This is a genomic window from Streptomyces sp. NPDC058741, from assembly GCF_042746715.1.
Taxonomy (GTDB): Bacteria; Actinomycetota; Actinomycetes; order Streptomycetales; family Streptomycetaceae; genus Streptomyces.
Genome location: NZ_JBHYQH010000043.1, coordinates 1 through 9,278, shown reverse-complemented (window position 1 = coordinate 9,278; position 9,278 = coordinate 1). Strand labels below are relative to the sequence as shown.

5 protein-coding genes and 2 pseudogenes are annotated in these 9,278 nt (G+C 69.6%); 1 reads left to right on the top strand and 6 read right to left on the bottom strand.

The features are described 5' to 3' along the window. Positions 1-223: 223 nt before the first annotated feature. The 4 genes and pseudogenes from ACFW6P_RS26685 to ACFW6P_RS26670 form a co-directional block, all read right to left on the bottom strand. Positions 224-555: pseudogene (locus ACFW6P_RS26685) on the bottom strand (DUF3140 domain-containing protein). A gap of 6 nt (positions 556-561) precedes the next feature. Then, positions 562-788: pseudogene (locus ACFW6P_RS26680) on the bottom strand (DUF2945 domain-containing protein). Between the two features lie 106 nt (positions 789-894). Next, positions 895-1,956, bottom strand: coding sequence for an N-acetylmuramoyl-L-alanine amidase (locus ACFW6P_RS26675; RefSeq protein ID WP_386347517.1), 1,062 nt, complete (start codon positions 1,954-1,956; stop codon positions 895-897). Between the two features lie 991 nt (positions 1,957-2,947). Further along, positions 2,948-6,550, bottom strand: coding sequence for an NACHT domain-containing protein (locus ACFW6P_RS26670; RefSeq protein WP_386347514.1), 3,603 nt, complete (start codon positions 6,548-6,550; stop codon positions 2,948-2,950). A gap of 451 nt (positions 6,551-7,001) precedes the next feature. On the opposite strand from ACFW6P_RS26670, the gene ACFW6P_RS26665 reads away from it, so the two are divergent. Continuing rightward, positions 7,002-7,457 carry an SPW repeat protein gene (locus tag ACFW6P_RS26665; protein WP_386425050.1) on the top strand — a complete coding sequence of 152 codons (456 nt, stop codon included), beginning with the start codon at positions 7,002-7,004 and terminating at the stop codon, positions 7,455-7,457. Positions 7,458-7,523: 66 nt separating this feature from the next. Here ACFW6P_RS26665 and ACFW6P_RS26660 read toward each other — a convergent pair whose 3' ends face one another. Beyond that, positions 7,524-7,733, bottom strand: coding sequence for a DUF397 domain-containing protein (locus tag ACFW6P_RS26660; RefSeq protein WP_386347508.1), 210 nt, complete (start codon positions 7,731-7,733; stop codon positions 7,524-7,526). Between the two features lie 325 nt (positions 7,734-8,058). Next, positions 8,059-9,000 (bottom strand): catalase family peroxidase, encoded by a 942-nt coding sequence (locus tag ACFW6P_RS26655; RefSeq protein ID WP_386347505.1) that lies wholly within the window; start codon positions 8,998-9,000, stop codon positions 8,059-8,061. Positions 9,001-9,278 lie beyond the last annotated feature (278 nt).

Below are 9,278 nucleotides of genomic sequence, written 5' to 3'. Positions count from 1 at the left end.
GCAAGCCCTTCGCCTTACCGCGGGCCAAGCCCTTCGCCTTACCGCGGGCCAAGCCCTTCGCCTTACCGCGGGCCAAGCCCTTCGCCTTACCGCGGGCCAAGCCCTTCGCCTTACCGCGGGGCAAGCCCTTCGTCTTACCCGCGGGGCAATCGGGGTCGCCGTGACGGGAATTGCGCGACCTGTGTGACGGACAGGGGGACGCGACGGGGCCGAGTAGCACCTGTCACGCCAGCGGGTCGTTCCCCCGGTTCATGAGGGAATGGCGCCCTCGGGTGTCCCGTACGTCTCCCGAGAACCGCAGGACCTGGTGGCGGCGGACGTAGCCGACGACCTTGCGCATGTGCCGGTAGTCGTCGTCGGTGAGGTCGCCCTTCTTGGACCGCAGCAGCTCACGATCCACCGGCCGGAGGTGTGCCCGGTGGACTCGCCCCCGTCCGAACGCTGACCGGCGTACCGAGACTCTTCGGAGGCGAGCCACCTCTCCAGTTCGGCCGGTGACATGGTCACCAGCTCCCGGAAGTCCTTCCAGGTCTCCTCGCGCTCCTCGTCGTCCACGCCGCCTCACTCCTTCTTGAGCGCGGACGGCTTGTGCACCGCTGTCCTGCCGGATTTGCCGCTGCGGCCCTCGTACTGCGGGTCGTCCGGTGAGGCGTCGACGGTGCGGCCGCCGCCTCGGTCCGCTCGGTGATCTCCCGCTCCACCCCGCCCTCGGTGCGGCTGCCGTGGCTGCTCCAGGTGACCTCGTCGCCCTTCTTCGGCTTGCCGCCCTCACTGCCGTGCATCGCCATGCGGTGCTCCCGCGCGCAGAAGTTGCCGTCCCTCCCGCGTGCGGGGTCGCGCCGCACGGCACAGCTCGGCCGCCGTCGCCCGGGTTCCCCCGATTGGGATGACGTCTCAGGCTTCCTTCCAGACCAGCACGGTCAGCACGGCGTTCACGACGGTGACGGGTACGGCGGCCTGGTTCAGCAGCCGCACGCGCATCCCGCGCCCGGAGGCGAGCCGCTTGGTGAGGGGCACCACGGCGAAGGAGTCGCCGCCCGTGCCGATGATCTCGTGGATCGGGTGGTCCGAGCGGTGCTCGTCGCCCTGGTACTCCGACATGCGGACCTGGACGACCGACCCCGCGGGCAGACCGTCCAGCCGCAGGCTGACGGTGCCGCTGAACCGGGCCGGGCCCCGGGCGAAGACGCTGCCGCCGGCGGTGTGGTCACGGGTCTCGTCGGTCCACTCCGTGGTGAACTCGATCGAGTCCCAGGCGCCGGGCGCCAGTTGGTAGCGCCGTTCGATACCGAGGTTCACGTACTGGGGCATGGGGTCCTCTCCTTCCCACAGGCCCGCCGGGAGGGCCAGGGCCGCTGCGACGTCACGACGGAAGTCGGCCATGTCGAACCCGCGGGGGTCGACCTTCCAGTCGCTCCATTCCAGGTGGCCGATCGCGCTCTTGCCGCTCCAGCCGTGCGCGCGGCAGATCGCGGCGGTCGCCCTGACCATGGCGCTGTACTGGGCGGGCGGCCACGGGTCCTTGCCGTCGCCGCGGTTCTCGCACTCCCAGCCGTAGAAGCGGGCGTTGCCGTCGACGGCGCCGGCGGACCCGTCGTGCTCGTGGGTGGCCGGCGGGTACGCGCCGTACGACTCGGCCCTGACGGCGTTCAGCACGTCGCCGTCGCCGCCTCCGGCGTGGTTGGCCCGGCCGTTGCCGGTCAGGTGGACGACGCCGTCCTTGGTGATGCAACCGGTGGCGAGCGGGCCGGGCAGGGAGCCGTGTCCGTCGTAGATGAGCCGGACCACGTCGGTGCCCGGCCCGGTGACGGTGTGATGGATCATCACCCCGTGCACAGGCCCCCAAGGGCCCTTGTGATTGCGGTTGTTCGTGCGCCAGCCACTGACCTCGTGAACGGCGCAGCCCTCGGCCCGCAATGCGGCGACGAGCCGGGTGGCGGAGAGTGGTGTGGCCATGTGTGGGGTCCTCCGTTTCGGCGCGCCCGTGCCGGTGTGCGGACGGTGCGATCGCAACTGCCGGAGCGTGTCTGGCGGATCTCTTCGCCTGAAACGGACGCGTGAAACCTGCCCGGCTCTCATCATTCTTCCGCCGCTCCGGCCGTCCCTCACCTCGCGGACGCCCCGGCCTCGAAATCGGCGGAATCACGCCGCCGCGACAGCGGCCGGGGCGGTCAAGAGTGAACGCCCGCAAGTAAGTTCGGGTGATGACGGTCCCCTCGGTCGAGCAGTCCTGGGCCCGTGTCGAGGCCTGGCTGGCCCGGTACGCGCCCCGCACCCACGCGACTCTGCGCCCGCCCGCACCGCCCGCCGCGATCGGGGCGGCCGAACGCACCCTGGGGGTGACGTTCCCTCCCGGCCTGGTCGCCTCACTGCGCCGCCACGACGGCGGCGAAGACGGTGAGGGCGCACTCCGGTTGGCGTCCGGCGGAGGGCTGTGCACGGTCGCGGACCTGGTGCGCGGCGCGCCGTCGGTGCGGGAGGTCGCGACGCACGGCGGGGGGTGGCGCGGTGACGGACTGGAGCCGCGCCTGGCTGCCCCTCACGCCGGGCGGCGACGAGACCTCGGACGGCCTGTTCGTCCTCTGGCGGCCCGGCCCCGGTCACGGCCGGGTGGGCCGGCCCTCGGGCGGACGCCTGCCCTCCGACACCCCCTCTGGCCGTCCTTGCGTCACCTCCTGGCCGACCTGGCGGACTCCTTGGAGGACGGTCTGCTGTTCGAGGGCCGCGTGCCCGTGGCCGTGGCCGGGAGGGTGGTGTGGGAGAAGTCCAGGACCGTCCCCGCCGACCCGGTCTCCCCGCTGGACCCGGCGGCGCGGCTCGAGCCCGAGACGGACCCGCCCCCGCGACGCCCCGCACTCGCGAGTTCCCCTCGGCACCCGGGGCGATCACGAGGCGGAGACCGCGAGGTGGTCGGCGGCTCTCGTCGGCCCGTGACGGGGTGGGCCGCTCATTCACCCCCACGCGACGGGGACAACGCCTCCTTCAGATCGCGGTTGCGCGCACGCGCGCCCATGTCGTCCCAGAACCTGCGCAGGTTCGCGACCGTCGTCCTGCGCTGCCAGCGGCCCCGCCGCCGGAACCGCAGGGAACGCCAGGCCTGGAACTGCAGCCTCTTGAGCATCGAGTGCTGGTGGATGCAGAACAGTTCGTTGAGCTCGGTCCGGCACTGGGGGCCCTTGGGCGGGTACGGGCAGAACGTGAACTCGCAGCCGTCGACGCAGTGGGAGCCGGGCAGTGAACGCGGGGTCTCCCCGACCAGGGCCTGCCTCGGGTCGAGCGGGGTGCGGTCCCTGGCCAGACAGGGTGGGAGTACGTTCTGCTCACTGGAGTAGGCGTCCTCAAGGCGCTGCAGCGCGTCCTTCGGCCGGTCGCCGCGCTCCTCGGTGAGGATCAGCAGGACCAGGACGTCGGCGAGGAGTTGCTGGGCACTGGGGTCGAGGGTGCTCCATCCCCGGGACGGGGGGATCCAGAGGTTGTGCATCCGCCACTCGCGGGGCGAACTGGTTCCGGACCCGATCTGCGACGCCATGCCGGCCTCGTCGATCCAGAGGAACCGGTCAGGTCGCCGGGTGTGCAGCGCCTGTCGCGCCATCTTGGCCGCGGCCCGAACCAGCGGGTGCTCGTCGCGGCGCGTGCGTTTGACCTCGGGCTCGGCCGTCTCCCGCAGCCATTGACGTACCTGCCGGGCGGGACGCGCGCCGTGTCCGCGCCGGGGCTGCCTCTCGGTGACGTCGTCCGGCAGGGCCCACAGGGTCAGCGCGTGCAGCAGGGCGAGCCGGGCGAACCAGTAGTCGGTGTGCTTGAGCATCTCCCCGGCCTGCTCGTTGAGGAACTCGGCGGCCCGGTCGGAGTGCGCCGGGGATACGCGATGGTTCGCGGCCTGCCGGAACCCCTGGGCGAGTGCGACCTGGAGCTCCAGGCCGACCCGTTTGCGCCGCATCTGCGACATCCACTCGGACAGCACCTCGTAGGGGGTGTTCTGGTGCGGGGTGAACGAGCAGGACCGGACGAGCATCGGAGCGAGCCAGGCTCCCATGATCTGCTTGCGGTGAACTCGCTGGTCCTTGGTCCTCTCCTCCTGCTCCTTCTTCTCTTCGTCGCGCCGCCTGGTGTCGAGGACTGCCGCGCGATCCTTGCGCAGCAGGCGCTCGGTCCTCGTGGTGCCGGGCGCTGACGGCGGACGGTACACGGGGTGCGACTCGGAGGAGGCGAAGACGAGACCACGTCCGCCTTCTCCCAGCCCGAGGTCCCGGACGAAGGCGGAGAAGAGGTCGTCGAAGCGCTCCTGGGTCAAGAGGAAGGCCGGTCCGGCTCCCGCTCCTGTCGTGGCCTCACTTTCGAAGACGGAGAAGGGGGAAAGGTGCGGTATCGCGGTGGTGAGTTCGTCGTGGAGAGCACGGAAGGCTTCGTCGCCGCCCCCGCCGATGGCCTGGGCGATGGTGAACCGCACGCCGTGGGACGGCTCCTCACCTGCGATGTCGAACAGCACGTCGTAGGCGGTCCTGCCCCTTACCTCCCGCACCCCGCTGGGCGGGAAGGTCTGCCGTCTGCTCAGCAGCAGCCCGGTGGCCGCGATCCGCTTGATCAGCGCCTTCTTCGGCGGGTCGAGCTTCCGGTCGTTGTAGACCTGGAACGCCTGCCAGTTGCGGCGGATCTCTTCGACGATCTTCCGGTGCTCAGGATCATGGTGAAAGCTGTCGGCGTCGAGCGCCGCGGAGTACAACTCCAGGGACCTGATCTTCGGATCCTGCTCCATGTCACCGCTGTTCGCCTCCCGAGCGGACACCCCGTTGTCCCTGTCCGGGGCTCTCAGCGCGGTGCGCGCGGCCGCTCTGAGTTCCCCCCGGACGAATTCGATGGGGCAGCACGGGGTGGCCGGAGCGCGCTCGGGCCGCCCGGGGTGGCCGTGGCATCCGGCGAGCGCGTCGACCGACCGTGAGTAGAACACGAGGGCCGTGGCGAGTTCACGGCCCGGGCGCTTGAGCGCTCGGACGAAGAAGGCCTCACGGATCGCGGCAGTGGAGTCGCACTGCCGTGCCAGCGGTGAGTCGAGGTTCACCAGGACGTCCATGCAGCGGGAGGCCAGGAAGGCCTGCAGAACGCTGTGATGGAACCGGACTCCGCTCCCCCGTTCCTCCACGAGTCCCAGGCCGCTGCCCCAACTGGCCGCCAGCCGCTCGTCTATGACCTGTTCCGTGCCTGTGGGAATACCGAACCTGTCCGCGGACACCCGCACTCGGCGCTCGAGCAGCCCGCGCAATAGCCCGAGCTCCTCTGTGTCCTGCTGCTGCTTCTCGTCGCCGACCGCGTCGTCCTCACCGGGGCGTGACGGCGTCAGGACGCCGTAGTCCACATAGGTCGAGTTGGTACGCAGCGCCACACAGGCGAGAACCGACAGGCACTCCACCGTCATGAAGCGACCTCTGGCGGAGATGGGCTGCTCGGGATAAAGGGCGCCCTCGACGAGTGCGGCGACCCAGCCCTCCAGGAGGTCGTAGCGCAGCGCCCACATGTCCTGGTCCCGTGGATCGCAGCGTTCGTCCCCTCCGGCGCCCACGATGAGTTCGAGCCTGTCGCACCGTTGGAGATCTTTGGCGATGTTGAGGTACAGGGGGGATTCGGCGATATCGGCCGCCTCCACCACCCAGTCCATGCGCTGGACGCTCGACCGCCGGCTGCCGCCCCGGGCGACGTATGCGAGCGCCGCGTCCTCGCTGAGCGGTTCCAGGATGGTCTGAGCCGCGTTGACGGCCTCCAGCGCCTTCTGCGGCCTGGACGTGACGACCAGGGGCAGCCGGTCTTGCCACGCCTCGTTGATGGCCTTCCGTATCTTGTTGTCGCGGTCCTCGCCACCCTTCAGGACGTCCTCGAGGCCATCTGCGAGTACGACCACCCGATCCTGGGTGTAGCGCAGCCGCTGCCAGACCTTCTCGGCCTCCGAGGCGGAGACCTTCTCCCGTACCTCCTCGCAGAACTTGGCCTTGGCGAGTTCCGCGAAGTCGAGCGAATCCCCGGCGTCGCGCAGTCGGAGCGCGACGGGAACGACCCCCTTGCCGGCGAGGCGTTGGGTCAGCCGTACGAGCAGAGCCGTCTTGCCGACCCCGATCGTGCCGACGATCACATGGGGGCGGCGCTGGCGGCTGTCCTGGAGATCGTTCATCAAGGCGTCGCACAGCTGATCGCGTCCTACGACCTCACCGATGATGCTGCCCGGTTTCACCAGCTCGTCGGGGTGCCGCTTCGCCCTGCGCAGGTAGTAGCGACGGGCTCGCCGAAAACGCCAGATGATGAACCACGCCGTGGCCACCACGGCCGAGGCGGACAGGCCCACGGCTCCCAGCAGGCCCTGCCAGCCGCTCCACCGGTTCCCGTTGCCCGGTTGCCAGACGCCGTACACGAGCACCAGCAGGTACCCGGCGGACAGGACGAGGTACATCCCGTTCACCAGCCAGGTCTGCGGTCGCCACCAGTGACGCGCCCGCCGCTCCCCCCTTTTCAGCAGCCACCGGTTGCGGCCCTTGCGCCAGACGAAGACGAAGGGCCAGCTCACACAGAACCACGAGCGAGCCCATACCCCTGCCGGCCGAGGGCCGGGGACGCCACGCCTTCGTGTCTCTTTGCCAGGGCTCATCGCTACTCCCCGTGCCGGGATCCTCATGCGCAGAAGACACGCAGAACCACACCGCGGGGAACGGAGATGACGACCGTCCGTGCCGGCCCGCCAGTGCGTCATCGACCTTTTCTCCGTGTTACCACGGCGATCTTCGGCAGGCAAAGGGAAGCGTGCCAGCACGCGAAACTTCAGTGAGACGCTATTACTCACCGGGGTCACATCGCGTCGGGACGTCCGGGACCCCGCGCAGGGTCCTTCGGCCCACGACACGGACCGGGTCCCGTCCCACGCTGAAGGTGGAAGACGAATGAACCGCGACCCATTCCATCCCTCTGTTCCCCCTTCGGCTCACGAGAGATGATCGCAATGGATCCGGCGGACACAGGAGGTGTTCGACGTGGCCGAACGTACTTTCCCGGGTATTGAGCAACACCCGGACATCCTTGCGCTGCGTGCCCGCTCCGAGCGGGCGACCGTGACGTCGGCGGCGCAGATTCTGGAGGGACTCGGCCTGCTGGCCGGTCTGTATCTGGCGGCTTCGGCGTGGATCGTGGGCTTCGACGCGACACTGCCGACCCTCGCCGTCACCAACCTGATCGCCGGGATCGCGTACGCGTTCTTCATGGGAGGCGGCTTCGGCTCCGCCTTCGAGCGCACTCACGCGATGAGCTGGGCGGCGGCGTGCGTCGCGGCGTGGACCGTCGTGGCACCGTTCGTCGTGTCGGGCGCGCGGGACTCGCACCCCGCCTCGGTGATCGTCAGCAACGCCGTCATCGGCGGCCTGGCGTTCGTCTTCGCCGTCGCCACCGGCATGCTCGGACGGACGGCCGGACGCAGGTCGTGACGGTGTGATCACCTCAGGAGTGGGGGCGGCGCCGGTACGACGCCGCCCCCGTCGGCACGCCCGGAGTCAGTCGCCCAGCCGACCGCTCAGGACAGCGCCCATGAAGCAGGCCCGGCCGCTTGCGGAGAAGGCGGGGTCCGGACCGTGGGGAACCTTGCTGTCCCGCACCGGGACGACGTCGGGGAAGTCGTCGCAGACCTCGATGCAAGCTCCACCGTCCTGGTTGCTGTAGCCGCTCCTACGCCAGGACGCCGCGTTCAAGTCGATGGATCGCACGCCGCTTCCTCCAACATCCGCAGGATGAACTTGCGCAACCCGGGTGCTAGTTGTTCTGTCCCGGGAGGTTGTGGACGGGGGAGGCAGGTCTCGGCTGAGGGATCTTGAACACGTGAGGGCCTTCCGGTTCGGTGTGGATTGCGACGTCTACACCAACAGAAAGGCCCTCGTGCCCCACCGTAATGCACCCCTGACCGAGACCGGCCGCCTGCTACAACCACGCAAACGAGGTCGTTCAGCCCTGCGACCAGTCGGAACCGGGGAGCGGTGGTTCCTCACGCACCCGCAGACCACGAGACCTCGGTGAACCTATCCGGTCACGGCACTAGCGGCTGACGGAAGCCTTCCGGCGCTCGTAGGAGACGGCGTAGGCCTGGCTGCGGAAGGCGAGGACCGGGTCGTCGGAGAGTTCGATGCCGGGGGTGATTCGGGTGGGGTCGTAGACCTGGCCCGCCCAGTGCTCCTGGTCCGCGACGGGGGCGGTGATCCGTAGGTGGCCCGCGACGATCTCGGGCCGGTCGGCCGGCCAGGGTCGTGTGGGGTCGTCGGTGGGGTCGCCGTCCTGGCCGAGTTGGACGCGGAGCGTGAAGCCGACGGGGTCGTTGGAGAGGCGCTGGACCAGTTCCTCGGCGAGGTACTCGGGGTCCTTGGCCACCGCTTCCTGCTCGGGCACCTCCTGCAGACCGGCGTCGGGCTCCCAGCGGTAGCGGACCGGGCGTCGCTTGCCCTGGGCATCGACCCAGATGAAGGCGTGGATGGCCCAGTAGCGGGCGGTGCCGTAGCTGACCGGGATGGGCATCCGGCCGGCCTCCTGCAGGCCGAGTGCAGCGGTGGGGTGCGCAGCGGCGTACGCCTGCACCTTGGCCGGGTCGGGAGCTCCGGTGGCGGAATCCTTCTGCAGGGCGTTGAGGAGTTCCAGGAACTGCCCTGGGGTGGCTGCGAAGAACACCGGGATGTTGACCGAGACGAGGTCGGTGAAGGTGCCGTCCAGCAGTAAGAAGCGCGCGGCGAGGCCACGGCCGGCTCGGACCCCGTCGGGCACGGCCGGGTTGGTGTTGGAGTTGGAGAAGCGCACGACGACGGGCGTCGGAGCCGACTGCAGGTGGGCCGCCGTGGTGAGCGCGGCGGCCTCGCCGGAGGGGGTGAAGGTGGCGTCGAAGCACAGGCCCCGGGCGTGCACGCGCCGGTATCCCGGGTATGTGCCACTGACGCCTTCGATGGCGTCGACAGCCGTGACGGCCAGAGGGTCGGGAGAGCAATCGTTCATGCCTGCAGTGTAAGTAACGTCAGTGAACACGAAGTTCACTCTGAACGCGCGTCAGTCGGGCCATCTCGTTCATCTGCGGGCGGCGGCCCGTGGCCGCGTAAACCCGGTGAACGTTCGCGGTCAGAGCACGAGTGGCTTCGAGGCGACGCCGCCATCACCGGCATGATCCATGTCAGTCGCATAGTACTGCAACGACACTCCGTGATGCCCTCTGCGTTGGTAATGACTGATGCGGGCTCGTGCTTGGCTTCTTCTTCGCCATAGTGACCATGCGAGTA